The sequence below is a fragment of the Pelagimonas sp. genome (genome assembly GCF_058892305.1).
The window spans coordinates 1-26310 of record NZ_JBZXVN010000002.1 but is presented as its reverse complement, the minus strand read 5'-3'; the positions used below and the strand labels follow the sequence as shown (position 1 = coordinate 26310).

General features: G+C 56.6%; 28 protein-coding genes. 4 read left to right on the top strand and 24 right to left on the bottom strand.

Annotated elements, in window-relative coordinates; translation table 11 throughout:
* Nucleotide 1: 1 nt before the first annotated feature.
* Genes AC5EFR_RS01005 through AC5EFR_RS00960 form a run of 10 tightly spaced genes read right to left on the bottom strand, consistent with a single transcriptional unit; the run spans nt 2 to nt 8720 of the window.
* Nucleotides 2-1324 (bottom strand): GNAT family N-acetyltransferase, encoded by a 1323-nt coding sequence (locus AC5EFR_RS01005; protein WP_493574120.1) that lies wholly within the window; start codon nt 1322-1324, stop codon nt 2-4.
* A 2-nt stretch (nt 1325-1326) separates the two neighbouring features.
* Nucleotides 1327-2307, bottom strand: a complete 981-nt coding sequence (locus AC5EFR_RS01000; protein WP_493574119.1) for a glycine cleavage T C-terminal barrel domain-containing protein — start codon at nt 2305-2307, stop codon at nt 1327-1329.
* Nucleotides 2308-2616, bottom strand: a complete 309-nt coding sequence (locus tag AC5EFR_RS00995) for an acyl carrier protein (RefSeq protein ID WP_493574118.1) — start codon at nt 2614-2616, stop codon at nt 2308-2310.
* Entirely contained in the window at nt 2613-3359 is a 747-nt protein-coding gene (locus AC5EFR_RS00990; RefSeq protein ID WP_493574117.1) for a 3-oxoacyl-ACP reductase family protein, read from the bottom strand. The genes AC5EFR_RS00995 and AC5EFR_RS00990 overlap by 4 nt, the downstream gene beginning before the upstream one ends.
* Complete coding sequence (locus AC5EFR_RS00985) at nt 3356-3814, bottom strand: YbgC/FadM family acyl-CoA thioesterase (protein WP_493574116.1); 459 nt, start codon at nt 3812-3814, stop codon at nt 3356-3358. The genes AC5EFR_RS00990 and AC5EFR_RS00985 overlap by 4 nt, the downstream gene beginning before the upstream one ends.
* Nucleotides 3811-6123 carry a beta-ketoacyl synthase N-terminal-like domain-containing protein gene (locus AC5EFR_RS00980; protein ID WP_493574115.1) on the bottom strand — a complete coding sequence of 771 codons (2313 nt, stop codon included), beginning with the start codon at nt 6121-6123 and terminating at the stop codon, nt 3811-3813. Before AC5EFR_RS00980 ends, AC5EFR_RS00985 begins: the two co-directional genes overlap by 4 nt.
* 9 nt (nt 6124-6132) lie before the next feature.
* On the bottom strand, nt 6133-6888 hold the full coding sequence (locus AC5EFR_RS00975) for an SDR family NAD(P)-dependent oxidoreductase (RefSeq protein ID WP_493574114.1): 756 nt from the start codon (nt 6886-6888) through the stop codon (nt 6133-6135).
* Nucleotides 6885-7538, bottom strand: a complete 654-nt coding sequence (locus tag AC5EFR_RS00970; protein WP_493574113.1) for a hypothetical protein — start codon at nt 7536-7538, stop codon at nt 6885-6887. The genes AC5EFR_RS00975 and AC5EFR_RS00970 overlap by 4 nt, the downstream gene beginning before the upstream one ends.
* Nucleotides 7539-7577: 39 nt before the next feature.
* The gene (locus tag AC5EFR_RS00965; RefSeq protein WP_493574112.1) at nt 7578-7883 is read right to left on the bottom strand and encodes an acyl carrier protein; all 306 of its coding nucleotides are present in this window, start codon (nt 7881-7883) and stop codon (nt 7578-7580) included.
* 12 nt (nt 7884-7895) lie between these two features.
* Nucleotides 7896-8720, bottom strand: a complete 825-nt coding sequence (locus AC5EFR_RS00960; RefSeq protein WP_493574111.1) for a 3-hydroxyacyl-ACP dehydratase FabZ family protein — start codon at nt 8718-8720, stop codon at nt 7896-7898.
* A gap of 246 nt (nt 8721-8966) precedes the next feature.
* Here AC5EFR_RS00960 and AC5EFR_RS00955 point away from each other — a divergent pair, with 246 nt between their 5' ends.
* Nucleotides 8967-9266, top strand: a complete 300-nt coding sequence (locus AC5EFR_RS00955; RefSeq protein WP_493574110.1) for a hypothetical protein — start codon at nt 8967-8969, stop codon at nt 9264-9266.
* On the opposite strand, the gene AC5EFR_RS00950 is transcribed toward AC5EFR_RS00955, so the two are convergent.
* The 9 genes from AC5EFR_RS00950 to iolG all read right to left on the bottom strand — a co-directional run bounded on the left by AC5EFR_RS00950 (nt 9256) and on the right by iolG (nt 19664).
* A complete protein-coding gene (locus AC5EFR_RS00950; RefSeq protein WP_493574109.1) occupies nt 9256-10035 on the bottom strand; it encodes a TIM barrel protein in 780 nt (259 codons plus the stop codon). The two genes, AC5EFR_RS00955 and AC5EFR_RS00950, sit on opposite strands and share 11 nt — an antisense overlap.
* A gap of 1 nt (nt 10036) precedes the next feature.
* Nucleotides 10037-10843, bottom strand: coding sequence for a 5-deoxy-glucuronate isomerase (gene iolB / locus AC5EFR_RS00945; RefSeq protein ID WP_493574108.1), 807 nt, complete (start codon nt 10841-10843; stop codon nt 10037-10039).
* Nucleotides 10844-10848: 5 nt separating this feature from the next.
* Complete coding sequence (gene iolE / locus AC5EFR_RS00940) at nt 10849-11754, bottom strand: myo-inosose-2 dehydratase (RefSeq protein ID WP_493574107.1); 906 nt, start codon at nt 11752-11754, stop codon at nt 10849-10851.
* Nucleotides 11754-13586 (bottom strand): 3D-(3,5/4)-trihydroxycyclohexane-1,2-dione acylhydrolase (decyclizing), encoded by a 1833-nt coding sequence (iolD, locus tag AC5EFR_RS00935; RefSeq protein WP_493574106.1) that lies wholly within the window; start codon nt 13584-13586, stop codon nt 11754-11756. Before iolD ends, iolE begins: the two co-directional genes overlap by 1 nt.
* A 4-nt stretch (nt 13587-13590) precedes the next feature.
* Nucleotides 13591-15501 (bottom strand): bifunctional 5-dehydro-2-deoxygluconokinase/5-dehydro-2-deoxyphosphogluconate aldolase, encoded by a 1911-nt coding sequence (locus tag AC5EFR_RS00930; protein ID WP_493574105.1) that lies wholly within the window; start codon nt 15499-15501, stop codon nt 13591-13593.
* A 111-nt stretch (nt 15502-15612) separates the two neighbouring features.
* Nucleotides 15613-16434 (bottom strand): ATP-binding cassette domain-containing protein, encoded by an 822-nt coding sequence (locus AC5EFR_RS00925; RefSeq protein ID WP_493574104.1) that lies wholly within the window; start codon nt 16432-16434, stop codon nt 15613-15615.
* Nucleotide 16435: 1 nt separating this feature from the next.
* A complete protein-coding gene (locus tag AC5EFR_RS00920) occupies nt 16436-17545 on the bottom strand; it encodes an ABC transporter permease (protein ID WP_493574103.1) in 1110 nt (369 codons plus the stop codon).
* Between the two features lie 69 nt (nt 17546-17614).
* Nucleotides 17615-18535 carry a substrate-binding domain-containing protein gene (locus tag AC5EFR_RS00915; RefSeq protein WP_493574102.1) on the bottom strand — a complete coding sequence of 307 codons (921 nt, stop codon included), beginning with the start codon at nt 18533-18535 and terminating at the stop codon, nt 17615-17617.
* A 106-nt stretch (nt 18536-18641) separates the two neighbouring features.
* Entirely contained in the window at nt 18642-19664 is a 1023-nt protein-coding gene (gene iolG / locus AC5EFR_RS00910) for an inositol 2-dehydrogenase (RefSeq protein ID WP_493574101.1), read from the bottom strand.
* 160 nt (nt 19665-19824) lie between these two features.
* Between iolG and AC5EFR_RS00905 the strand changes: the two genes are divergently transcribed.
* Nucleotides 19825-20832: a LacI family DNA-binding transcriptional regulator gene (locus tag AC5EFR_RS00905; RefSeq protein ID WP_493574100.1), complete on the top strand. Its 1008-nt coding sequence runs from the start codon at nt 19825-19827 to the stop codon at nt 20830-20832.
* 636 nt (nt 20833-21468) lie between these two features.
* Nucleotides 21469-22275 carry a sulfite exporter TauE/SafE family protein gene (locus AC5EFR_RS00900; protein WP_493574099.1) on the top strand — a complete coding sequence of 269 codons (807 nt, stop codon included), beginning with the start codon at nt 21469-21471 and terminating at the stop codon, nt 22273-22275.
* A gap of 71 nt (nt 22276-22346) precedes the next feature.
* On the opposite strand, the gene AC5EFR_RS00895 is transcribed toward AC5EFR_RS00900, so the two are convergent.
* The 5 genes from AC5EFR_RS00895 to rpsJ form a co-directional block, all read right to left on the bottom strand.
* On the bottom strand, nt 22347-23030 hold the full coding sequence (locus AC5EFR_RS00895; RefSeq protein ID WP_493574098.1) for an aquaporin: 684 nt from the start codon (nt 23028-23030) through the stop codon (nt 22347-22349).
* 156 nt (nt 23031-23186) lie between these two features.
* Nucleotides 23187-23483: a 50S ribosomal protein L23 gene (locus AC5EFR_RS00890; protein ID WP_299930652.1), complete on the bottom strand. Its 297-nt coding sequence runs from the start codon at nt 23481-23483 to the stop codon at nt 23187-23189.
* Nucleotides 23480-24097, bottom strand: a complete 618-nt coding sequence (gene rplD, locus AC5EFR_RS00885) for a 50S ribosomal protein L4 (protein WP_493574097.1) — start codon at nt 24095-24097, stop codon at nt 23480-23482. Before rplD ends, AC5EFR_RS00890 begins: the two co-directional genes overlap by 4 nt.
* Entirely contained in the window at nt 24094-24813 is a 720-nt protein-coding gene (gene rplC / locus AC5EFR_RS00880) for a 50S ribosomal protein L3 (protein ID WP_493574096.1), read from the bottom strand. The genes rplD and rplC overlap by 4 nt, the downstream gene beginning before the upstream one ends.
* A gap of 9 nt (nt 24814-24822) precedes the next feature.
* Nucleotides 24823-25128, bottom strand: a complete 306-nt coding sequence (rpsJ, locus tag AC5EFR_RS00875; RefSeq protein WP_121631216.1) for a 30S ribosomal protein S10 — start codon at nt 25126-25128, stop codon at nt 24823-24825.
* Between the two features lie 196 nt (nt 25129-25324).
* Between rpsJ and AC5EFR_RS00870 the strand changes: the two genes are divergently transcribed.
* The gene (locus AC5EFR_RS00870; protein WP_493574095.1) at nt 25325-25891 is read left to right on the top strand and encodes a hypothetical protein; all 567 of its coding nucleotides are present in this window, start codon (nt 25325-25327) and stop codon (nt 25889-25891) included.
* The last annotated feature ends 419 nt before the right edge of the window (nt 25892-26310 follow it).

Genomic DNA, 26310 nt, shown 5'->3' with positions numbered 1-26310 from the left:
GTTATTCAGCTGCATGAGCCACCTCATGAGCATAGGGTTGGGGTTTGGGATCGAGCGGGCGCAGGTGGAAAATCTCCTGCACAGCCAGCAACTTAAAGAACCGTTCAATGACGTAGTCATTCAGCATGTCGCGCACTTCGCTGCCCGTCGTGCTTTGCTGATCCAACCGCACCATCCGCGCCAGATCCATCGCCAAGGGTTGGGCCGAAAGACCATAGCCAGTCGAGCTATCTTCGCAGGAATAGGGGGTCTCGGTGATCGGTGAGAAACCGATCTTGGAATACAATTTGATCTGCCAAGTGAAGCTATCATTCAGGATCGTGTGAACCCGTCGTTCGGCGGCGGCCTCTATCACGCATTTGAACAGACCAGTCAGCAACCCGCGCTCAAGACGGTACCGTTGCAGAATGCCCAGCCGCCCCATTTCGACGACACCACCGCGTTTGCGGTATTCATCGGCGCTGAAATGTGCCTCATGTTCGACAGGAAGGCCAAGGGTCTTGTGATCCAGGAACATGCAAATCCCACCCACCGCCTTGTCGCCATCAAACACCAGAAACGGCATGGAATGACCGTCGCGTTTCGCATCCGAAGCGCGGTGCTCGGCTTCGATCTGGGCCTTGTCGATCTTGCGACGAGGACCAGCCGCGCGTTGCAGATCAGCCCGGTAAGCTTCGGCAATCGTGGCATAGAAAAGGTCGTGATCCTGTTCGGTTTGCACCTGACGAAAGGTGAATTTTCCGGAGGTGTGAACCTTTTGACGGCCATGAGTCGGGCCCATGCTGACAAAGTTCAACACCAGAGTACCCACCGCACCCAGGATCATCAGACCCATTGGCATAATCAAAAAGGCAATATTGGGCATCAGCAAGAGCGCCGCAAAGCCCGCAAGCACATGTAGGCTGCCCCACATGACTGACATAGAGCTATGCAGCGGCGCATAGCCGACACCCCGGCTATAAACCTTGGTGAAAGGACGTTTTGCCAGCAAAAGCCCCCAGACCAAAGCCGCCAAGAGAAAGTAAACGGCGGGTGCAGCATAGGCCGACCAGGCGATATCGGGCGCATAAAGACGCGCGCCCGATAAGATGGCGTAAAAGCCAGTCATCAAAGCCGTCACCGGGGACAGAACCCCATGGCGGCGCTCCAACCCGAATAGCATGGCATACAGGCCCAACGATACGAAGGGTGCCAGCTCCATCGGAGCGAAATACAGGCTCATCAGAGCCAGCACCATAACGGCGAGGCCAATCAACATCAGCCGTGTGGCGGCCCGTAGAAACGGGCCGTCATGTAATGTGGTATCGTCGGAAACCTGTGCCATGGTTATGCAGCCTGACCCAATGCGTTGGTGACCGATTTGGACAAAAAGGCCGGGGCCGACACGGTTTCAGCCACCCCGAGAGAACTGCCCAAAACCAGACCGGGCACCGCCAGATCGGCGTCGATATAGGCCAGCGCCACAGTCTTCCCCAGCGTGGCTGAGGCATAGGCCGAGCGGATTTCGCCAACGTTTTCACCGTCAACATCCAGCGCCCCGGTGGCGGCATCGCCGTCAAGCACCATCAAGACACAGCTACGGCCGTTGTCGTCACGCCGCGCATTCAGAGCCTCGGCCCCGCGCAATGTGTCCTTTTGGAAGTCGATCATCCATTGCAGACCCGCATCAAAGACAGAGGCCTCTGCGGTGATGTCCCGCGCCCGGTTCAGGATCCGCATTTCCGCCATCATGACCGGAAAGGCGCTTTGATCGGTGATGATGTCCTGTCCGCCTTCTGCGGTCAGGGCGGCGACGGTGTCGGGCTTGGCCTCGGCGGCACCAAACAGGTGCAATTCATATTCACCAAAGAAACCGATCCGCGCCGCCAACACGCCCGAAGGCAATTCAAACGCGTTCAGGAAAGCGATTGCAGGGATATCATCGCCAAACGCCGCTTCGGCCATGGCTTCGGCTTCGGGGCCGGTCAGAACCATATGGAATTGCGTGTCACTTTGATCGGTAACAGTGACGTCAAAACTGTCGGCCAACCCGGTTAGAACCGCAGCCACGGGTGCCGCCTCTTCTGGCTCGGCAACAACAAGAAAGCCGGTTTCAGTAGCGATAAGCCACAAAATGGCCTCGACACCACCTTCGATCGTCGGGATCAGCGTGTTCATGGCTTTGCCTTCGAACAGGTCGAGAACATTGCCACCGACGATGCTATCCAATGCGTCAACGGCATCCGCGCCGCTAACATCGAAACGCACCCAGTTTTCCAGATCAATCAAACCGGCCCGATTGCGGATTTTTTCATACGATATAGACATTTACGCCACCTCTTCTTTCAATTCACCACCCGAGATCACAAGATCGACGATGGAGTTGATGGAACGGATTTCCTTCATGTGTTCGTCTTCGACACGCAGGCCGAATTCGCTTTCAATCGCGACAACGATTTCCAGCGCATCAACGCTGTCCAAGCCCAGACCAACGCCAAAAAGCAGGCAGTCATCAGGGATATCCGCTGGCTCCTTATCCAGCGCGAGGCAATCAATCAGCGCCTCTTTGAGTTTCAGGGTGGTTTCCTGACGCGCCGCCGCCTGGGCGCGCGCCTGTTCAAGGGTCAAGGGGGTCATACATAGCCTCCGCCAGAGATGTTGATGGTTGTGCCGTTCACGAATGTGGACAGGTCAGAGCCGAGGAAGACGCATGGGCCCGCGACTTCTTCGGGGGTGCCAACACGACCCAAGGGGATATTGGCCGTGATGGTTTTCTTTGCCGCAGCGGGCATTTTCTTGGTCAGATCGGTGTCGATCACACCGACATAAAGCGCGTTAACCAAGACGTTGAATTTGCCCAATTCCCGCGCCAGAGATTTGGTGAACCCGACCAACGCAGATTTGGACGCCGCATAGTTGCACTGGCCCGGACGCCCGGACAGGGCCGAGATCGAACTCACCTGAATGATGCGCCCGGACCGCTGTTTCATCATCTGGCGCGCTGCTTCACGGGAGCACTGATAGGTGCCACGCAGATTGACCGAAATGACCTCGTCGAAATCCTCTTCGCTCATCATCATCAGCGGTTTGTCGCGGGTAATTCCGGCATTGTTGACCAGAATGTCCAGGCTGCCGAATGTGTCCACCGCTGCGCCAACCATGGCGCGGGCGCTGGCCTCTTGATCAACCGACCCGATCGAGGTGATGACCTGTGCGCCGGTCTCTTTGACCAAGTCGACGGTTTCATCCATCGCAGCGGATGTGCGCGACGCATTCAGAACCAAATTGGCCCCCTGTTTGGCGAATTCCACCGCAACCGAGCGTCCGATCCCGCGTGAGGCTCCGGTCACCAGGGCGGTTTTTCCTTGCAGCAATTTCATGGTGTCACCTCTGCGACGGGTTTGGATTTGGCATGTTCGGCGGCTTGAAAGGCGGCCATGACATGGGGGGGGAACATGGCCGGTTGGTGTTTGATCCGGTCCATGCAGATGATTTCGGCGCTGACCGTGCAAATCTCGGTCGGGCCACGTTTGATCTTGGTGACCCAGACCGAACTGGCGGCTTTCAGCTTGCCCAGCGTCGATTGAATGGTCAGAAGATCGTCAAACAGCGCCGGGGTGTGGAACTTCATCTCGCAACTGCGCAGGGCGAGACCATAGTTCTCCTTGGCGAACAAATGCCCGACATCCAGCCCCAGATGGCGCATGATTTCATTGCGCCCGCGTTCGGCCAGTTCCAGATAGCGAGGGTGGTACACGATCCCCCCCGCATCCGTGTCGCCAAATATCACGCGATATTGGGTGATCGGAAAGGTGTTGCGTGCCACAATGGTCATGCGTCACCACCTTCCAGAACAAAGGCAAAGGCGTCGCCGATCACGTCGTACCCGGTGGCCATGGTGATGCCTTTTTCCGGCAAAAGCGCGGCGATAACGGTCATCAAAGGTCCCGAGGACGGCGCATAGCCAAAGACATCGGCCGGGCGGATCGCCGGTGGTGTTTTCGGGCCAAATGTGGCCTTCAACGCATTGGCCGTTGCGCGGTGGGTTGGGGCCAACCCCTTGTCCAGCACCACAATACGCGTGATGTTTTCGGCGCTAAGACCGGCCTGTTCCAACGCGGCTTTTTGCGCCCGGATCAAGGCTTCGCCAGATTTTTCCACCGACAAATCGACGGGGTCCTGACGGGTGGCCCAGCCTCTTAGCCGTGCGATGACATGCGCGTTGCGCGCCTCGGCTGTGCCACGCCGTTCCAACGTAATGGCCCCGCCAAACTCACCCAATGCCTCAGCTCGGCCAGCGCGAGGCGTGTCAGGGTGCGCCACAACGCCGGTTCGGTGATAGATACGTTCCAGCCGTTCCGTCATCTCATCTCCGGCAACCACGGCGACACGATCTTGACGGTTCACCGCAGCAAGATCCGCCGCGTAAGCCAGAGCTGCCGCAGATCCGCACACAGTCGTTGTATAGCCCTTGATCTGATAGGCCAGTGACGTCGCGCCACCGGTCGCATTCATGGTGATCATCGGAAAATAGTGGGCGTTGGCCAAAGCCGGGTCGCCCTGAAACACCGATTCCATGAACTTTTCGGTTGGTTTCTGCGCCCCAAACACTGCGCCGCCAATGAGACCAGAGCGCTGATTTTCCGCAAAGATGTCAGCATCATCCCCCATGGCCTCTTTCAAAGCGACCAGCGCATGTTTGGTGGTGGGCGACGTGCGCGCAAAAGGTTTGAGATCCGGAGTTTTAAATTTCAGGGGCCCCACTTTGGCCGTGGCAAAGCCGCTGGCACCGATCTCGGCAATCGGTTCATTGGTCAGCATGGTTTTTTCAAACACGTCCCGTCCCAGACCGGCCGCGCTACAGGCCCCCGCCCCGGTGATGACGATCTCATCCAAGTTTGACGCAGGTAAAAGGCTTTCGGCGGCCTCGTGCCCGACACGCACCAGAAGCGACGAGTTATTGCCACCAAAACCGAAATTGTTCACCAGCAAGGTCGTATCAGGACCGGCCGTGCTATCTGCCTTGGCAAAGTTCAGCGCTTCAACGCCCTCGCGTAGGGTTTCAATGCGCAAATTGGCCGGGGCTTTGCCATGTTTGGCCATAAGGATTGAGGAAATCGTCTCAATCACGCCAGACGCGCCCAGGGTGTGGCCGTAGTAGCCTTTGGTCGAGCTGACAGGCACGCTGTCGCCGAACAGTTTGGCAATGGCGCGGCTTTCGGCACCATCGTTCGCTTCCGTTCCGGTGCCATGCGCATTGACATAGCCAATTTCTGCAGCCTCAACCGCTGCGTCTTTCAGCGCGGCAACAATGGCATTGGCGGCCCCGGCCCCGTCTTGATCGGGCGCGGTGGCGTGATGAGCATCACCGGACAGACCATAGCCAAGAATACGGCCGTGATCTTCGGCACCCGCCACGTCGGCGCGGGTTAAAATGACGATCCCCGCCCCCTCACCAATCGACAAACCGATGTCTTGCCCAAAAGGTGCGGATTTTTCGGCGGCCAGAGCACGCAAAGCATTGAACCCCGCCATGACCGACAAGGACACCGTGTCGGCACCGCCTGCAATCACAACATCCGCCTCGCCTTTGCGGATCATATCCGCCCCGACACCAATGGCGGAGTTTGAGCTCGCACAGGCCGACGAGATTGTCAGAACCCGCCCCCGCGCCCCGGACATGCGTTTGATCACGGCGGTACAATGTGACACCAGAGTCGCCGAAATCACCTTGGGATCCATGGTGTCGATAGCATCATCAATCACGCCGCGGGCGACGTCTTCGGTACGCACAAGACCCGAATGAGACGAGCCAAGACATACGCCGATCCGACCCGGATCAATGTCGTCAAGATTGACGCCGGACTGTTCCAAAGCCTCGCGATAGGCGGCGATGGTAAAGAGAGTGGCGCGGTCCATCCACTCCGCTTCGCCCGTCTCAAGGTTGACATCGACGTCCTTGCCAAAGGCTGATGCCTGATCGGACAAAAAGCGCGAGGCGTCAAAGCTGGTGATCGTTGCGATACTGTCACGCTGGTCAAGCAGCGCGGTTTCAAGTTGGGCACAATTGGTGCCAAGTGGGCAATAGACACCCATGCCACGCACCACAGGCGCAGCCTCGTTAGCAGTAGAAATATGTTTCATGATAACCCTTTAGCGAAGGAACCCGCCGTCAATCCGTTGGATGACGCCATTCAGGTAGGACGAGTTGGAGGACCCAAGGAACCAGGCCGCATCGGCCACTTCATACGGTTCCCCCATGCGCGGTGACGCCGAGGCCGACAGCACATGTTCGTACATTTTCGGCTCAAGGATCTCGACCATCTCGGTACGGATAAAACCCGGAGCCAACGCGTTGACACGCACACCTTGCGCGCCCAATTCACGGGCCAGCAACCGCGTGGCCCCCATCAGTCCGCCTTTGGTGGTGGAATAGGGCACTTGCCCCTCTTTCCCAGTGACACCGGCCATAGACGCCATCATCACCACTTCACCGCCACGCCCGGCTTTGGCCGAGGCAATCAGTTCCTCTTTGGCGGCGATGGTTAGCAACATCGGAGCAACCAAATTGCACTGAATGAGATTGGCGTATTCTTCGGGGTTCATGGCGGCAAAGGCACCGTCATAGGCACCGCCGGCATTGTTGATAAGCGTATCAATCCCGCCAAAACGGTCCTTGGCCGCGGCCACAACTCGGGCACAGGCATCTGCATCAGAGAGGTCCGCCTGCAACATCAGAACCTCGGTGCCCTTTGCCTCCAGCTCGGCCTGTGTGTCATCCGCCGCTTGCTGGTTTGACCGATAGACGATCACCAAACGGCACCCTTCATCGGCGTATTTTTGGGCGATAGCGCGGCCAATACCGCGGGTCGCACCGGTGATCAGAGCAACTTTGGAGCTATTGATCATGCCGCCATCTCCATCACGCCTTTGCCAAGGCAAAGCAGGCCACCGTTCAACGGCAACGACCCTTTCACAGCCTGCGCACAGAAATCGGCATATTCGCGGGTCTCATTGGGCGAAAAGCGCATCGTATAAACCTTGAGTTGGTCACGCTGACTGCGCCACGTTTTGGGGTCGACAGTTTCCTTTGATGGTTGCGACAGGATCGCGTTATATTTGATCCCCATGCGGCCATATTCTTTGGCTAGGGATTTGAGCGCAGAAACACGCAACTGGTTGGCCATCGGGCTTTCTGGCAGACCAACGAGGCGCGCGGCAACATCGTCAATGCCCAAAAACAGCACATGGCCGGTTTTGGCGGTCATCATGGCCTGAGTGGCCAGACGGCAATCGGACAGGAAATTCATCGCATCCGCGTGAATGGCCTGACCAAATGCCAGCGCCTTGGCCGGATCATCAAACCCGTCGCGTAAGGCAAGCGCCTCACAGCGCTCTGGCGGAGTGAGAACCAGAGCGCGCGGGGTGCCATTGGCCTTGATGGCTTCGGCCAAACCACCGCTGCTGGCAGAGACATCAAAGATGTCGTCCCCTTGGGCTGCGCAGGCATCTGCCACGCTTCGAGCCAGGGGATGGTTGAGGTTTTCAAAAAAGATCATTCACTGTTGTCCCGTGATGGAAGTGTGGCAAAGCGGCGGTTACGCGGCGGCGGTTTCTTCAAGATGCTGCGTGACGGTGGTGGCCAATTGGCGCACGGTCGATGCATTGTTTTCGATGAAATCGCTGTCGATTTCCGGGAATGTGACCCCGAATTCGCGCTGAACACCGGCCAAAACTTCGAGCGCATCTACCGAATCCAGATCCAGGCCGGTTTCTTCAAACAGCATGGTGTCCAGCTCGATTTCGTCCAATTCGATGCCCAGTTCTTCGAGTTCAAGACCTTCGAAAATCACGACATTGCGGATTTTTTCGGCTGTCTCTGGAGCAAAAACAGAAGTGTTCATGGAGTGGTTTCCTTATGATGAGATGAGGTCAGAGGAGAGGGAGGAGGAGGCGACAGGCACGTCGTCGAGTTCAAGTTTCGCGCGTGCCAATCGTTTTCCGTCACGCAGCAGCGTGGCAGAATAGCGGTTCGAGGCGATCTGCTTGAGCCTAAGCTCGGCCGTATCGCCCGGAAGAAGCGGGGATTTAAAAACAAGATCGGTCAGGCGTCGCAGGCCCATGCCGGGGCGGTTGCAGCACGCAGCCTGCAACATCATTTCCGCAATCAGCACCCCCGGCGTCAGCGGCGCATCAGGGAAGTGGCCCGCATAAACCGGGCAATCCCGGCGCATGAAAACGCCCATAGAAATCTGGTCGCCATCCCAGACATAGCTGGTGATGTCATAGATCGGTGCATCTTCGGGCACAGGAACATGGATCGGTTTGCGGTTTGCTTCGCCGGGGGACAGGTGCACAAAGCCCGCCATTTGGGCACAGACCAACCCGTCGCAATTGAGAAAATGGGCTTTAAAATCGTGAAACGCTCCTCGGGTGCCGGTATGGCGCAGCTCGACGCTTTCGAGGCTTTCGGCCATAAAGTCCCAGGCGAATTCACTGATCCCAGCCAGCACGCCGCTGGCCCCCTTGTCACCCAAACGGGTGCGGATCAGCACCCCCATAACCTGCGCGGCGTATTCCACTGGCAAGACGCTTAGCTCTGGGCAGGCCGCCCATTTTGTGGCGGGTGGATTGGCCGGAACCGGAGCCATCGCACGCGTTTCCGAGGTTAGATAAACGGTTTCAACAAACCGAAACGGCGGCTTGTGGCGCAGGATGTCAACGGCATTTATCGTCTGCATTGCGTCGTTCCTCATCTGTGTTGTCGGCTGGTCCGAACAACGTTAGGTGGTGAAGACGTTTTAAAAAAAATCAGCGAATTTCGTTATCCGCCCGAATGGTGGTGCCACTTGGGGCACGTACAATTGTGGGTATCGAATGGCGATCCGGCACAAGCATCGCGCAAGGGTCATGTCGTGACCTAAACCTGATTGCAGGGGGCGCACCGGCCAATCAGACGTGCATCGCTAAGAATCTCGGTTTGCCCGATGGATGATTCAGAGCAAAACCGCCCGACGGTCGGTTTGGTTGTGAGTGCCAAAATTGGGCCACTGTCTTTGGGCCTGCGCAAAGCGGCTCTGCCCGTCTCCGGGGTTCAGAGCAGAAATGACCAAGACGCGCGCCGTCACCAAGTTGTAACGCCCGTTTTCAAAGCGCCAATAACCAGTGGTCGGATCGAAAAGATTGTAGCCGAGGTTCGGGGAATGCTGGGGCCGCGGACCTTTGTCCTGGGGTTCAAAAACGGCCAGTGCCTTGCGGCGCTGACCGACCTGCCCGCTAGAGCGTGAACGCCGCTCTGAAGGCTTCTAGGGCGGCGACTTCATCGCCCTGTGCAAAGGCTTCCATGCCAACTGGGCCGGAATACCCCAGTTTCGCCAAAGCATGGGCCACACCTGCATAGTTGATTTCGCCGGTTCCCGGCTCACATCGTCCCGGATTGTCAGCGACCTGAACCTCACCGATCCAAGGAAGGCATTTTTCGCACCAGCGGATAAGATCGCCCTCACCGATTTGGGTGTGGTACAGGTCAAGGTTGATCCGAAGTTGCGGCCGGTCAATTGATGACACAAGCGCTAAGACGTCTTGGGTCGATCCAAACGGGCACCCCGGATGGTCGATCAAGTTGAGGTTTTCCAGCGTAAAGACAACGCCTTCCTCTTCAGCGAGATCGCACATGCGAGTCAGCGTGTCGCGGGCCTTCAACCACATGGCACCGGGCATCACATCGTGTTGCCAGATGGGAATGCCCCCGTCGCCAAGGCCGGTGCCGTGCAGGTTCAGCCGGTCGACACCGAGCCGCTTGCCGATCTGCACAGTCTCCCGCGCCGATTTTAGCAGCAACTCGGCACCATCCGAATCCGCCAAACGACCTTCAAGATAGCCGTTCATAATGGTGAAATTCGCACCGGTTTTCTCAAGCGCATCAATATCCCATTCCGGCCAATTCCAAAGGCCAACGCCAAACCCCATCTCATGAAGTTTTGTCGCGCGCCACGCAATCGGCTTCTCCTGCCAGAGCATTTCGGCACAGGCAGCGAGCTGAAAGGGAGATGTCATATCAAGCGTCCCGCTTCATAATCCATTCCACCGGAGGCGCCGCGACAAAGCGCCATTTGCGCAGGGGGCCGGCCATGACATTGAGGTAGTACATCTCAAAACCATGCGGCGCACCGCACGGGTGGTGCCCACGCGGCACCAACACAACCTCGCCATCACTCACGGCCATGGTTTCATCCAGCTGCCTATCGTCGGTATAGACCCGCTGAATACCGAATCCATCGGCCGGGTTCAGACGGTGGTAATAGGTTTCTTCAAGATAGGTGATGCGCGGGAAATCATCTTCGTCATGGCGGTGGCTTGGATAAGACGACCAATGGCCCGCAGGTGTGAACACCTCGGTGACAAGAAGCGAGTCACAGAAGTCCTCGTTTTCCATTGCGATGTTGTTGATGTGGCGCGTGTTTGTCCCTTTGCCGCGCTCGGTCAGGGTGATGCCATCGGGGCCAATGCGCCGCGCTTCGTGACCGCCTATGCCCGGCGCGGAACAGACCGCAACCACACAATCGGTTTCTGCGACGGCCTCCCAGTTGGTGCCATTTGGCAGGTAAAGACAATGGGGCGGGGTCTTTTCAAAGACATTCATCCGCTCCCCCAAGACCCCCCAATCCTGGCCAGCTCCGCTGATCTTGGCTTTGCCCTCTACCATCACCAAAATAACCTCGCGGTCGCCGGTGATCTCGGCGGCGGTATCGCCCGCTTTCAGCCGATAAAGCGAAAAGCCAACATAGCGCCACCCGGCGCTTTCCGGTGTGATCTCGTGGACTTTACCGCGCGTACCAAAGGGTTTTCTGAGAAGGTCAGGCATGGTGTTTACCTTTCAATTGTAAGGCCGGAGAGGCCACAGATTTGTGTGATGTGATCAAAACCGAGCTTGGAATACTCATAAGGCGGGGCCTTGGCCGGATCTTGTTCCGCTTCGACAACAATCCACCCGTCGTAATCCATTGCCTTCAGCTTGTCGGTGATGGCTTGGAAATCAATACAGCCTGCCGGATCTCCGGGCACAGAATAGACCCCGGCGGCAACCCCATCGAGGAAACTCTTGTCCTCGGCCTTGACCCAATCCAGAACCGGCTGACGGACGTCCTTGAAGTGAACATGGTGTACACGGTGGCCCCATTTGTCCAACACAGCCACCGGATCGGCCCCGGCAAAATGCAAGTGCCCAGTGTCATACAAAAGCGTCAGATCCTCCGTGGACCCCTCCATAAGCCAATCTATGTCTTCGGCATCCTGCACCATAGCGCCCATGTGATGGTGATAACTTAGGTCAACACCTTCACCGCGCGCCCATTTGGCCAGCTCCGAAAGCTTCGCAGCATAGGCCATGACCTCATCACGGGTCATCTTGGGGCGTTGGCTGACGGGTTGGGCAATATTGCCCTGAATGGTGTTAGAGCATTCCGCATAGACGATGCAGGGCGCTTTCAGAGCGGCGAACTGCTGCACCTGCTGGCGAATGGCGTCCTGTTCTTCTTGGACCGTGGTCACCAAAAGGTTTCCTGAACACCAGCCACCGCAAAGCGACACGCCATAACGGTCAAGATAGGCCCGAAGGCCTTCTGTGTCCGCAGGCATCCGGCGACCGCGTTCCACGCCCGAATAGCCAATCTTCGCGGCATCTTCCATCGCGCCTTCGGTGGTGTAATCCTTTGTCAGCTCAGGCAGGTCGTCGTTCTGCCACGCAATCAAAGAAATACCTATTTTCACGGCCATCAGTCAGCCCTCTGCAGTTTCTTGTTGGTTTCATACTTGGCGCGCGCCGCCATCACTTCGTCGCGTTCACTGACTTCTGGAACGCCGACATCCCACCATGTACCACCCGGTTCCGTGCTGGGATACGGGTCTGTATCAATAACGATCACATAGGGGCCCTTGGCCTCTGCGCGTTTGGCCAGCGCCGCTTCCAGGGCGTCAATCGACCCCACCTTTAGGCTGGTTGCGCCCATCGCCTCTGCGTGTTTGGCAAAGTCGATATTCGAATTTTGGCCACCGATTGAATGATCCAGGAGGTTGTTAAACTCTGCCCCGCCACACCCCATCTGCAGACGGTTGATGCAACCGTAGCCGCGGTTGTCGGTCACCACAATGGTAAAGGGAATCCCCATCATCGCCGCGGTGGCCATCTCTGAGTTGGCCATCATATAGGTGCCATCTCCGGTGAAACAGATCACGTCGCGATCCGGCTGGGCCATCTTGATACCCATGGCACCGGCGATCTCATAGCCCATACAGGAAAAGCCATATTCCATGTGATACGAGCCAGGCTTGCCCGATTTCCATAGTTTATGAAGCTCGCCCGGCATGGTGCCAGCAGCGCACATAACCACGGTGTTTTCACCGGAACCACGTTGGACCGCGCCGATCACCTGCATATCGGTGGGCAGTTGGCTGTTGTCTTCTGGTGCCGCCGTCAGCGGATCAACCTTGGCAAACCAATCGCTTTTCAAGCCATCCGTTGCACCGGGAGAGACATAGCCATCAAGACCGTCTGTCAACTCTTTCAACCCGACCAAAGCATCCGATTGCAGGGGAACTGCCTCGTGCTTCATTGCGTCATAGGCCGCAACATTAAGCGAAATGAGCCGCCGGTTGGGATTGGCAAAAAGCCCCCATGACCCGGTGGTGAAATCCTGAAACCGGGTTCCGACGCCAATCACCACATCCGCTTCTGAACAGACCGTGTTGGCTGCTTCTCCGCCGGTCACGCCGATAGGACCGAGGTTCATAGGATGGTCCCAAGGCAGCGCCGACTTGCCTGCCTGCGTTTCGGTCACGGGAATGTTGTGCGTTTCGGCGAACCGCGCCAAAGCCTCGGTTGCCTGTGCATAATGCACCCCACCGCCGGCGACGATCACCGGGCGTTTTGCCGCGCGGATAAGGTCGGCAACCTCGGCCAGTTCTCCCTCATCGGGGCGGACCCGACGTTGACGCCAGACCTTCGGCTCGAAAAAGCTTTCGGGATAGTCAAAGGCTTCGGCCTGTACATCCTGACAGAATGCCAGACACACAGGCCCGCATTCCGCCGGGTCCGTCATAATGCGGAACGCGCGTGGCAGGGCTGTTAACAACTGCTCAGGTCGCGTAATTCGGTCAAAATAGCGTGTCACCGGCTTGAACGCATCGTTCACGGTTACCGTGCCATCTCCCCAATCTTCGACCTGTTGCAACACCGGGTCCGGACCACGGTCAGCAAAGACGTCGCCCGGTATCAACAACACCGGCAGACGGTTGACATGGGCCAGCGCCGCAGCTGTGACCATATTGGCCGCACCCGGACCAATCGAGGAGGTGACGGCCATGGCTTTGCGCCGTCCCGCCTGCTTTGCATAGGCAATAGCAGCATGGGCCATGGTTTGTTCATTGTGCCCGCGCCAGGTCGGGAATGTGTCCTTGGCGGCGTGCAATGCTTCGCCAATGCCCGCCACATTGCCATGACCAAAAATCGCCCAACAGCCTTCGATGAATCGCTCGCCGTCATCATTTCGTTGCGCCGTAATATAGCGCACCATGGCCTGCGCAGCCGTCAGCCGGATTGTCTTGCCCATTGGATCACTCCGCGTTCAGGCGGGCATTGGCCCGCGCCTTGTCCCAAATCTCACAGAGCCGAGTATAGCGTTCGGCCATCTGTACCACCGCGGCGTCATCCGCCATCTCGCTCTTAAGCCAGGCGCGCGCCGCGTCACCAAAAATCGTCCGCCCGACGGCAAACCCTTTGACCAAAGGTTGCTTGGCCGCCAGCGCAAAACTCGCCGCCAGTTCGGCCTCTGGCGCGTCGAGTCCAAGCACGACAATACCACGCGTGCGCGGATCGTTCCGCTCAATGGCCTCCACGGCGTTGTGCCAAGCCGCATCGGTCTTGAAAGGCTCGAGCTTCCACCAATCGGGGTAAACTCCAGCGTCATAAAACAACTGGATAAGGGTTGCCGATGTCTCGTCGTCGACGGGCCCGACTTTGGACGGGATAATCTCCAAAAGGAATTCAAGACCGTTGCGACGCGCCGCAGTGAACAAACGCTTGACGCGCGCCACCTGTGTCTTTGTCATCGTCTCATCATCGTCCGGGTGACAAAAGACCAAAAGCTTGACAACGTTCTCACGCGCCCATTCGCGCAGGCGCCCCAGATCGTCGCCCAGTTCCGGTTCAAACTCGATCGGACGAGAGCCCGGTAGCTCGGTCGGGCGACCGATCCAAAGACCTGTGCCGGTCGCCTTGTGGAGCGCGGATCGACCGATCCGATTGTCACAAAGAATCCCGTAACCCGGTTGCCCGTTCTGCACCTTAAGTGCGGCCTGAAGGCAGAGTTCTTTAAATGCCGCCGCCTTTTCCAAGCTATAGCCCGGCATCTCTTCCAGTTGCAGCCGGTGATCAAAGGCGAACGTCTTAACCGACGACCAGTCGCCATGCCGGTTTGTCGCCCAATGAACCTGCTCAAGCTCCACGTCATTACGAAGGTCGGCCCGCGTGATGCCACGGTCAAAGAAGAACTGCAGCTCTTCCCAGCTGGGATAGGCCGGCGTACAGCCATGGCGGCTCACCGCAAAAGCACCGCAGCCATTGGCATATTTGAGCGCCGTTGGCCAATCTTCGCCATCCAGCCACCCCTTCAGGAGACCCGACATAAAGCCATCGCCCGCCCCCAAGACATTGAAGACCTCGATTGGAAAGCCCGGTCCGGCTTCGCCTGCGTCAAGGCTGTCTGGCACGTCACCCGTAAAAGCAACTGCCCCGGCCGCGCCGCGTTTGCACACCAAAGTCGCCCCCGAAACCGCACGAACCGCGCGCAGCGCCTTGATGGTGTCGGTTGAACCACCGGCAATGTGGAATTCTTCTTCGGTTCCAACGATCAGATCAAAGAGATGCAGGGTAGATTGTAACTTGGCGGTCACCGCCTCGCTCTCAACAAATCGGCTTTCGCCATCGCCGTGACCGGCAACGCCCCAGAGGTTTGGGCGGTAATCAATATCCAGCGCCGTCTGCATCCCGGCCGCACGGGCAATCTCCAGCGCTTTGAGCGTTGCCGCCTCGACTTGCGGGTGAGACAGATGTGTACCAGTTGCCACCACGGCGCGCGCCGAACGGATGAAATCCGGGTCAATATCGTTGACCGTCAACCCCATGTCGGCACAGTTCTCACGATAGAAAATCAGCGGAAACTGCTCTTGATCGCGGATGCCCAGAAGGACAAGCGCCGTCAATCGGTCGGGGTCTGTTTTCACCCCATCTGTGCTGACGCCCTCACGCTCCAATTGCTCGCAAATGAACCGTCCCATGTGCTCGTCACCGACACCGGTGATCACCGCAGACTTGAGGCCCAGACGGGCCGTGCCACAGGCGATATTGGTCGGAGAGCCTCCGATATATTTGTCGAAAGACCCCATATCTTCCAAACGGCCGCCAATTTGCGCGCCATAAAGATCAACAGAGGATCGACCAATCGTAATGAGATCGAGGTTTGCCATAGCAGCGCCTATTTGTTTTGAGTATTTTCTTTAAGGGGCTGGCCGAATTGCGTCCGCCAGCCCCACCACCATTCACGTCGACAGGGAGGAGTTTGAATGGTGTTTGTTGTCTTAGATAGTTCCGCCCAGAGAGCCTTCCAACTGCGCGAGTTCTTGGCCCCCAGCCATGAGGTCCTGCAACTCTTCCGGGCTGATCTCACCACGTTTCGCCGTACCAAGCGTCTTGCCACGATTGAGAACGGTGAACCTGTCGCCAACCGCAAGCGCATGTCGCACGTTGTGGCTGATAAAGACCACACCCACACCTTGCGAGCGCACCTTGTCGATGGTTGCCAGCACGTTGGAGGTCTGACGCACACCAAGAGCCGAGGTTGGCTCATCAAGGATGAGCACCTTCGCCCCGAAATACACCGCGCGGGCAATCGCAACAGTCTGACGTTCGCCACCCGAAAGCGTGCCGACCGCCTGATCTGGACCGCGAAGGTTGATCCCCATCTTGCGCATTTCCGTCATGGTGATGTTGTTGGCCTCGTCCACGTCGAAACGTGTGGTCAAACCTGAGCCTTTTGTCGGCTCGCGTCCCATGAAGAAGTTGCGCGCCACAGACATCAGTGGGATCATCGCCAGATCCTGAAACACGGTGGCAATACCGGCCTCCATCGAGTCACGAGGCGTGGCAAAGCTCATCGGCTTGCCTTCGAACAGGATTTCCCCGTGCGTCGGCTGGTGAACACCAGACATAGTTTTGATGAACGTCGACTTGCCGGCACCGTTGTCGCCGAGAAGGCAGTGGCATTCACCGGGGCGAATGTCAAAGCTGACACCTGCAAGCGCGATAATATTGCCAAAGTGCTTCTGAATGTCCTTCATCTGAACAATCGGGGCGATGCTGTCGTCAACTTCACCGTGGTGGAATTTGCTGTCGTCGGTCATATCAACGCTCCCCAGTTACGCGTTTGCGAATGGCATTGTTGAACAGAACGGCGGTCAGAAGCATGCCACCCAGGAACACCTGGAACCAATCCTGATCGAAATCAGTGTACGTGAGGCCGATAACCACCATTCCAAAGATGATGCTGCCAAAGAAGGCGCCAATCGCCGAGCCGTATCCACCGGTGAGCAAGCAGCCCCCGATAACCGCGGCGATGATGGCTTCAAATTCCTTTTGGAAGCCACGACGGGCATCGGTCGAACCTGCGTCGATCACTGTGATGATGGCAACCAATGCCGCGCAGCACGCCGTGACCATGAAGAGAGAAATCTTGACCCGATTGACCGGGACACCGGAATTCGAGGCCGCCGTTGAATCGCCGCCAGCGGCGAAAATCCAGTTGCCCGCAGGTGTGCGCAACAGAATGTAGGTGGCGATCAGAGCCAGAACGATAAACCAAAGGATTTCGACGGGGATGCCGGTAACCTTGGGAGTGCCATTCTTGAAAGTTTCGACCATTCCGTGCTCTGCCAGCCAAGCGAACAGTCCTGGGAAGGCGTCACCGGAAAATAGCGGAGCAAGCCAGTCGTTTTCGGTTGCATCGCGAACACCACGAAGCTGCGTCGAGCCACCTGATGCCCATTTCAATCCAACAAGAGACAGGCCGCGCAGAATGAAGAGGAAGGCCAGTGTCACAATAAACGATGGCAGTCCTGAGCGGATCACGATCATTCCGTTGACGGCCCCGACACAGGCGGAAAATGCAAATGTAAGAGGAATTGCAACGATCAGGGGCAAGCCCCAAACCATGACGCAAGCCCCGAAAAAGAGCCCGGCAAAAGCGACCATTGACCCAATAGAGAGGTCAAACTCCCCGCCAATCATCAACATCGCGGCCCCAATGGCCAAAATGCCGAGTTGGGCAGCCGGAGTCATGAAGTTGATAATTCCAGAGGTGGTGAACATCGCGGAATCTGCGGTGATCAGAAAGAAAATCGTGACCAAGACGACGCCTGCGATAGCTCCCAACTCGGGCCTTTTCATGAGGCGCGAAATCAGGGGGTCAGCCTTGATCCGTTCATCGGTCATTGGATTTGGTGTGGTGTCGCTCATTGAGCCCTCTCCCATTTTTGTCGGAAGCGGCACCCAATAGTGCCGCTTCCCTTTCTAGGTTGCCAGGGCTTAGCGGATGCCTTGCGCGGACAGATCAATCACCTGAGCGGCCTTGTCGGCGGTGATCAGGTTTGGACCCGAAGCAACGTCACCACCCGGCATCAGGCCAAATTTACCCTGAAGCGCCATGATGGATACGGCCAGGTAACCTTGCAGGTACTGCTGCTGGTCGAGGGCAAACGCCGCATCGCCGTCAACAATTGACTGCAAGAAGCCAGCGGAGAGGTCGAACGTGGCAACGTTCACGTCGCGGCCAGATGCCTTAGCTGCGGCCACCGAAGGTTCACCGGCTGTGGACGCGCCAAGCGCCATCACCGTATCAACGCTATCGTCCGAGGCCAGCGCAGCTGCAACTTTGGACTCGATTTCGGCGGGGTCATTTGTGGTTGGCAGAACGGTTACGGTCCCACCGAAACCTTCTTCAAAACCGGCGCAACGCTGATCGAGAGAGATGTTGCCAACTTCTTGGTTCACGCACAACGCGTTGCTTCCGCCCATTTTCGCAAGCGCTTTGCCCGCTGCGACACCTGCGTCATACTCATCTTGACCCACGTGCATTGCTGTTCCCAGCTCTTTGCCCTGTGCGCCACCGGCGTTGATGGTGATGACAGGAATGCCAGCCGCAATCGCGCGCTCAACCGATGGCCCAAGCGCATCAGGGTCAGGGAACGAGATGATCAGCCCATCGGGCTCTTCATTGACAGCAGCGTCGATCAGCTGCGACATCAAAACCATGTCGAAGGCTTCTGGTGAGTTGTAGGAGACGTTCGCACCGGAATCGGCAGCCGCCTGGTCAACACCGGCCTTTACGACCGACCAAAACGCATCATTGGCCTGACCGTGGACAACAACCGAGATGTCCTGAGCCATGGCGGGCATGGCAACGGCCATTGCACCGGCAGCGATAGCGCCTTTTACAAACATTTTCATTTGGGTTTCCTCCCTTGGATTTTCTTTCATACCGGTCAAAACCGGCAGCTCCTTCACGCGATAAGATCGCGCTTTTCACATCGTCCATTCAGAACGAGTGTCCCTTTTAGGCCGCCTCCCCGCGGCCCAATTTATCAAATATTTCGAACATCTTAACTGGCTGCCCCGTTTGCACGGACCGCGTCGCCGCCTCGGCCATCGCAAGCGCGGTTACACCGTCATGCAAATTGACAGGCATGTCCGATTTCCCCTGAACAGCGTCAACAAACGCGGCCCATTCGGCTTTGTAGGCTGGCATGTAACGCTCTAGGAAAAAGTAGGTGGGTTTGGCGCTGATCACACCGGAGGTCGTGGATTTGACCACCGAGTTTTCCAGCATGTTTTGCGCCTGAAGCAGCCCGTCCGAGCCAAGCACCTCGACCCGCTGATCGTAGCCGTAAACGGCGCGGCGCGAGTTCTTGATCACTGCGATGCGTCCATCCGCATAGGTCAGCGTGACAACAGCCGTGTCAACGTCTCCAACGGCCCCAATCGCAGGATCAACAACCGATGTGCCCACGGCTGACACGGACACAGGTGCCTGCTCCATGATATAGTTTGCCATGTCGAAATCGTGGATCATCATATCCCGGAACAAGCCCCCGGAAACCTTGATGTACTCGACTGGCGGCGGTGCAGGATCAAACGATGTAATCGACAGCAATTCGGTCTTGCCAATCTCGCCCGCATCAATCGCGGATTTAAGCGTGCTAAAGCTGGGATCGAACCGGCGATTGAACCCGATCATGATGCTCGTGGCTTTGGCACCCACATTGCTTAGACAAACTGATGCGCGCTCAAGACTAAGATCGACCGGCTTTTCACACAGAACCGCCTTGCCAGCCGCCGCAGCAGCTTCGATCAGATCCGAATGCGTGTCTGTGGATGTTGCGACAAGAACCGCGTCGATCGAGTCGTCTGCGATGATCTCATCCGATGTGCAAACCGCACAGCCATAGCTCTTTGCCAACGCTTGTGCATTCGCCTCAAAAGCATCTGAAACAGCGACGAGCTCGCTTTCCGGATGCGACGAAATGGCCTGTGCATGAACACTTCCGATGCGCCCAGCACCGAGCAATCCAACTCGCATTTAGAGACCTCCCTGATTCTCGTTGCCATGACATTTACCGCGTTTGCTCCCGCGTGCAAGAATTTTCTGCACGCGGGAGCAAAATTGACGTATATTGATGGTTGTGCGGAACCGGACTGCATGCGATTCCATGAACAGCGGGGAAAAGGCAGATGAGAAAATGAGAGACCCGAACGGTTCAATCACAGCAGATGACGTCGCTGCTCTGGCGGGGGTTTCCCGGTGGACCGTAAATCGCGCTTTCAGGAAAGACGCCTCTATCTCGGCAAAATCCCGTGAAAAGGTCATGAAAGCGGCCGAAACGCTTGGCTATGTGCCCGATTTGCTGGCGACAAGCCTTGCCACGGATCGCTCCAATCTGGTGGCGCTTCTGGTTGACGATTTCGCCAACCCACACAAACTGGTCATGATGGAACGCCTAACGCGCATTTTGCGCAAACATGGCTATGACACCCTATTGGTCAATACGAGCGATGAGGAAGACGCCTCAGCCGCGCTCCTCAATGCCAGCCAAAGGCGCGTCGACGCTGCTGTTTTGATTGGTGTTAGCTTCAATGACCAAAGCCTTGAGACCGCGCTCGGTGCCAAACGGGTCAAAAAGCTTATCGTTTTTGCCCGCATATCGCAGAATGATAACACGATCTCGATCTATTGCGACGATCGGGCCGCCATGACCGCAGTGACCGAACACATCTTTTCGTCGGGCTATCGTAATCCGCTTTTCATCGCGGGTCCGCAAACGCAATCGGCCCACCTTCAACGCAAAGAAACCTTCCTGTCACAATGGGAACAAACCACCGGAACGCGTCCCGAATTTGCCTCGGTCGAACGTTATGACCCGCTGATCGCCTATCGTCTTATCACCGAACGCTTCCGTGGCATGGCGCAGTCTGAGCTGCCCGATGTGCTGGTTTGTGAAAACGACGCTCTGGCCATGGGTGCCATCGACGCGATCCGATTTGAGTTTAACCTACGCGTGCCAGAAGACATCGCGGTCACGGGGTTTGACGACGTGCCCCAAGCCTCCAGCTCTCATTATGAGTTGACCACATATCGCCAACCCTTGACGGAAATGGCGACTGCGTTGGTCGATGTCATTGAGGGCAAGAAGCACACGAAACAGTTGAATGCGTTTCAGGGGAACCTGATCATTCGAGTGAGCGCCTAGACACCTTTGGGAACCGTGGCCGCCGAGCAGGTCAGGTGTTAACCTGTGTCCTTGACTGGACCGGCGACTGGACCGGCGCAAATTGCACTCGCAAGTGGGATGTAGCCCCCTCATCACGGTCACCCCAGAAGGCGCATCATGAAAGCTCTCGACCGGGCCGAATGCCGCTAAGGCCGGCCTCTCACCGGCCTGCGACCCACCACAGGTAGGCGCGGCCAAAGGCGGTTCTCGCCCGGCCCTTCTTGCCCTCCAAATTTTGGACCACACTGCAATTTCGGGGTTTGGGTGCGCGGTGTCCTTTGGCGGAGCTGACTCGCAGCCAACTGCGACATCCCGCCTCGGATCACACAAACGTGATCGGGGGAAACTGCCCCGACCCTGCCCTTCATCAACACCGGCGACCAATCTCCCCCAAACTCACCCCGAATCCGACTGATTGGCTGATCCCTTTGATCCGGGGCCCCGGATCAGGCCTCCCCAATCTCCCCCAAATGCGCCGGGTTTTGCACCGATTGGGGATCAAAAAGCGCCGACAGCCCCATGGTTAAGACTGCGTCCGTTGGCAAAACTCCCAATTGAACCCCACCCCATATTGCACAAATACATGCGGTTTTGCCTTCGCTTTCCGACACGGGTATGTCAGCATTTTTCGAGCGCGGATTCTGTACCCCCCTCATCAAAGCCAAGTGGCAAAAGGAAATAATGGAATATTGGATTGTGGCCGGATTGGCGGCGTTCTTGATGGGGCTCTCCAAAGGCGGCGTCCCGATGATCGCGATGCTCTCCGTGCCGCTTATGTCGCTTTTCATGGAGTCAGCCCAGGCAGCAGGCCTTTTGTTGCCGATCTATATCGTCGCGGACTTCTATGCTATCTATCTGTTTCGCAACGCATTTTCCGTTCGAAACTTGATAATCCTATTGCCCGCATCGGTCGTTGGTATTGTGATTGGTTTCACCTCTGTTTCCTACGTCTCCGGAGATGCGGTTAAACTTTTGGTCGCCCTTATCGGTTTGTTTTATCTCGCAAAATCTCTGCGTGGGCGTTTTTCCAAACAGGAAATCCCCGCCAGACCCGCCGACATTCCGCGCGGTGTCTTTTGGGGCACGCTTGCCGGACTCACCAGCTATATTTCCCACGCGGGCGGCCCGCCTTATCAGGCCTACGTTCTGCCACAACGCCTTGATAAGATGGTGTATCTTGGCACCACAACGATCCTGTTTACCGCCATCAACCTGATGAAAGTCCCGCCCTTTATCCTTGCTGGACAGATCACATGGGACAGCACCTTTCAGGCTCTCTGGCTCGCCCCCTTTGCGCTTGCTGGCGCGGGCAGTGGGGCGTTTGTCTCACGGCTCCTTCCAGAGAAAATCTTCTTTCTTATCATTGAGATCGCCCTAGCCGTCGTCTCACTGAAACTGCTCTACGAAGTATTTGCCGACTAACAGGGCAAACAAAAAGGCCCTCGGTTCATACCAAGGGCCTCAGCTCTCATATCACCTATCAAAGCGACACGTCAGTCTTCGCCAGACAGCAGCCCGCTGCGAAACAAAAGCCCCGCTGCAATCGCCCCTAAGATCGGCGCGACAATGAACAGCCAAAGCTGTGAAATCGCCCCTGCACCCACGAACAAAGCCGGGCCAATGGAGCGGGCCGGATTGACCGAAACCCCGGTCACGTTGATGCCCACCAAGTGGATGGCAACAAGGGACAGGCCAATGGACAGACCGGCCAATTGCGTTGGCGCACCCGCGCCAGTTGAGCCCAAAATAACAATCAAAAACAAGAACGTAGCGACCGCTTCAAAACCGAAAGCGGCGGTGACGCTGTATTCCCCTAGATAGCCAGCACCCCAGCCATTTTGACCTAGGCCGTTGGCCGCTACCGAATAGTCAGCCTTACCGGATGCGATCACCAACAACACGGCAGCACCGGCAATCCCCCCTGCGATCTGCGCAACGATGTAGCCCGCCGCCTCGCCCATGGTCATCCGCCCTGCCGCAACCATTCCGAGCGACACCGCCGGGTTGATATGGCACCCTGACACCGCGCCAATACCATAGGCCATGCTGACCAAAGCCAAGCCGAAGGCAAAGCTAATGCCGGTCAAACCTATGTCCGCCCCGGCAATCACAGCTGCACCGCAGCCGATCAAAACCAGTGTAAACGTCCCTAAAAATTCTGCGATTAACTTGTTCATCGGTCCCTCACCACAAAAGATACTGACCGGAAACATCTTATCTAAAGGGAGACAACAAAAGGGGAATTGCCCAAGTGATCACTCACTCGGTGCCCCCAATGCAAAAAGGCCCCCGGTTTTCACCGAGGGCCTTTTCAATAGAACTGTCAAACCAGCTTAGAGACCTGTGGTCACGTCGATGGTGTTGCCCTCTTCGAGGGTGACATAGGCTTTCTTAACGTCTTTACGGCGACCGGTGGTGCCTTTGAAACGCTTGACCTTACCTTTGGTGATGGTGGTGTTAACCGCCTTCACCTTCACACCAAAGAGAGCTTCAACAGCTTCTTTGATCTGTGGCTTGTTGCTGTCGATGGCGACTTCGAAAACCACTGCACCGTTCTCGGATGCCATTGTGGTTTTCTCGGTTACGATCGGCTTGCGAACGATGTCGTAGTGTTGTGCTTTCGCGCTCATTTCAGGCGAGCCTCCAGTGCTTCGACACCTGCTTTGGTGATCACCAGGGTGTCACGCTTGAGGATGTCATAAACGTTGGCACCGATGGTTGGCAGAATGTCCAGACCTTCGATGTTGCGAGCGGCCTTCAGGAAGTCTTCGTTAACCGAAGCCCCGTCGATGACCAGCGCACGCTTCCAGCCCAAGGCTTTGACCTGATTGGCCAATGTCTTGGTTTTGCCGTCTGTGGCGGCGTCCTCGATCACAACCAGCGAACCGTTTGCGGCCTTAGCGGACAGTGCCATTTTCAGGCCCAAAGCGCGGACTTTCTTCTGCAGGTCGTGACCGTGCGAACGCGGTGTTGGACCCTTGTAGATACCACCTTTGCGGAAGATCGGCGCGTTACGGGACCCGTGACGAGCGCCACCGGTGCCTTTTTGGCGATAGATCTTCTTCTTGGAGTAGCTCACTTCGCTGCGGGTCTTGACCTTGTGGGTCCCGGCCTGAGCGTTGTTACGCTGCCAGCGCACGACGCGGTGCAGGATGTCGGCACGAGGCTCAACACCAAACAGTGCTTCGTCCAGATCAACAGAACCAGCTGTTGCGCCGTCGAGTTTGATCACATCAAGTTTCATGCGTCACCTCCTTCGGCAGGAGCTTCTTCTGCCGGAGCTTCGGTTGCGCGAATAGCGGCCGGAGTAGGCACGTCATTCGGCAGCGGCTTTTTCACGGCGTCTTTCAGAGTGACCCAGCCACCTTTGGAGCCAGGAACAGCGCCTTTGATCATGATGATGCCGCGATCCGCGTCAGTCTTCACAACCTGAAGGTTCTGAGTGGTGACACGGGCAGCACCCATGTGACCGGCCATTTTCTTGCCTTTGAAAACCTTACCGGGGTTCTGACACTGACCGGTGGAACCGTGCGAACGGTGGCTGATCGAGACACCGTGTGTCGCGCGCAGACCGCCAAAGTTCCAACGCTTCATGCCGCCAGCAAAACCTTTACCGATCGAGATGCCGGATACGTCAACGTACTGGCCCTCGTTGTAGTGTTCTGCGGTGATTTCCGCACCCACTTCGATCAGATTTTCAGGAGCAACGCGGAATTCCGCAACCTTACGCTTGGGTTCAACATTCGCCTTGGCGAAGTGACCACGCATGGCTTTGGAGGTGCGTTTTGCTTTGGCTGCACCGGCACCCAGCTGAACAGCTGTGTAGCCATGCTCCTCAGCGGTGCGCTGAGCAACAACTTGCAGGTTTTCGAGTTGCAGAACAGTCACTGGGATTTGCTTGCCATCTTCCATGAAGACGCGAGTCATCCCGACTTTCTTTGCGATAATACCAGAGCGCATGATAACCCCTTATACTTTGATCTCGACGTCAACGCCGGCGGCGAGGTCGAGTTTCATCAGGGCGTCAACGGTCTGAGGAGTCGGGTCGACGATGTCGAGCATACGCTTGTGCGTACGAATCTCGAACTGGTCACGCGACTTCTTGTTTACGTGGGGGCCACGCAGAACGGTGAATTTTTCGATTTTGTTGGGCAGCGGGATCGGACCGCGGACCGTGGCACCGGTACGTTTGGCGGTGTTGACGATTTCCTGTGTGGAAGCATCAAGAACGCGATAATCAAACGCCTTCAGCCGGATACGGATGTTCTGGTTCATTGAACAGCCTTTTATTGGCATTGGAGTTGAGAGGAGGACAAGCGACCATCGCAAACCCTCATCGAACCCAAACGGCGGGAATCACCCCGCCGCAAATATCCCAACGGGACATTGCGCGCATATACATGTGGGATTGGTGTGTGACAAGGCTTCAAACACCTTGTTTCGGCGAATTCGCCGGGATTGTGAATGTTGTATGATAAAGTTTGTTGTAACGGTCATTTTTCTTGGCTTTGGCATCGTATTTGGTGCTCTCCAAACCATCGGAACCAAATTTGAACCCATTTCGCGCTATCTTGTGGGCGAGGCTTACCTGTTACGCCCTTTATCAAGAGACGTATCAGTTACCATAGACGGCATAGCTATGCCCAATATGCGTATTTTTTTGCACGACAGTTTCCAGCTTGATTCCCGCGTCGTGATATTCCTGCAGACAGAAACGGGTGACTACTCTCTTTTGAATGTATTTCCTTTTAACGCGCGCGTCGGGCATTCCATAAACACACCGCAAAACGCGGTTCTGGAATTGCCGGGTGGCTATTTGTTGGTCCGAGACATCGCTTGGCCAATCGCCATATTGGGGCAGCCGATGAAAAGCCCGTTCAAGCCATCCGTGAGTGATGCGGAGATCGGGAAACGGATTGCATTCTCGATCTTGACGAATTGCCAGAGCGAAAACTGCCTTATGGGCGGGCACGCCATTCCAACCGGAGACTGGAACATCACATTCGACCGGACATCCAACCGGCGAAATTCATTCTAAGTACCCAGTTTTGTGTCATTGGCTCACAAAACCTGTTGCCTGAGGTCACGCGAAGCGGAAGCTGCTGAAACAAAAGCCATGTTCACGAATGCACACCGGTTGTTCATCGTCTTTTTTCGTCACGGGCTTTTTCGAAATGCGTGACCTGCGCGAATGGGCTCGTTGTCTTGAACCCCTTGTTTTCTTGACGCGCACTTTTGCTCTGCAGGGATGCACAGTCACCTGATCTAATTCATTCATTTCAAGCACAAAAACGCGTGAACGGATGCGATTTTTTCGTGTGTTCAAATCCGAAATCCACGCCCCTATCTCGTTTGCATCGGAACGACACACCGTTCCTCACAAACTCCAAGCGGGCCTCTCAAACGCCCCTTACACACATGAAAGAAGAGACATTATGAAAACCATCATCGCATCCG